Genomic DNA, 665 nt, shown 5'->3' on the forward strand with positions numbered 1-665 from the left:
CTGTGATCTAATAGATATTATTCACCCACGGTAAATTGTTATGGCCAACTACAAGCCAGACTTATCCTGCCAAAATAAATTCATTCCAATCAATTTTGCTGAGCAAATATTGCCAGGTACATTTGAGTATGCGCTTTGTTATATTGTCGAAAATAAACTCGATTTATCGGGCTTTGATGCGTGGTATCACAATGATAAAACGGGTGCTGCTGCGTATCCTCCTTCAGTGATGCTAAAGATTATTTTACTTGGTTACGCACATGGTTTGGTTAGTAGCCGCCGTATTGCTAAGGCGTGTGAGACGAATATTTTGTTCATGAGTGTGTCGGGTGATATTCAACCTCATTACACATCTGTAGCGGGATTCGTGGCCAAAATGCACGAATAGATTGAACCGCTGTTTACGCAAGTACTGATGATCTGCGACGAAGAAGGCTTGATAGGTCGCAACATGTTTGCCATTGATGGATGCAAATTGAAATCTAATGCGAGTAAAGAATGGAGCGGCACATTCGATGAGCTAGGGCGTAAAAAAGCAAAACTAGAACGCGCGAGTAAACGTATTATCGAACGTCACCAATCACAAGATAGCCTGAGCGAAGAGTTGATAACACAGGATTTAAAGCAAAAAGAAAAGCTGGATAAAAGTGCAGATAAAATCACGG

Annotated in this window: 1 protein-coding gene and 1 pseudogene; both read left to right on the forward strand. The window is 41.1% G+C overall.

The features are described 5' to 3' along the window. Positions 1 to 40: 40 nt before the first annotated feature. Positions 41 to 388 carry a transposase gene (locus H5232_RS24505; RefSeq protein WP_259398902.1) on the forward strand — a complete coding sequence of 116 codons (348 nt, stop codon included), beginning with the start codon at positions 41 to 43 and terminating at the stop codon, positions 386 to 388. 63 nt (positions 389 to 451) lie between these two features. After that, positions 452 to 665, forward strand: a pseudogene (locus tag H5232_RS24510) (transposase); the annotation flags it as partial.

The sequence above is a fragment of the Pseudoalteromonas sp. SG41-5 genome, assembly GCF_014164495.1.
Lineage (GTDB): Bacteria > Pseudomonadota > Gammaproteobacteria > Enterobacterales > Alteromonadaceae > Pseudoalteromonas > Pseudoalteromonas rhizosphaerae.

Excerpts from the sequence above, each read along its gene's own strand:
- H5232_RS24505 (WP_259398902.1), top strand. The coding sequence starts at position 41 with ATGGCCAACTACAAGCCAGACTTATCCTGCCAAAATAAATTCATTCCA.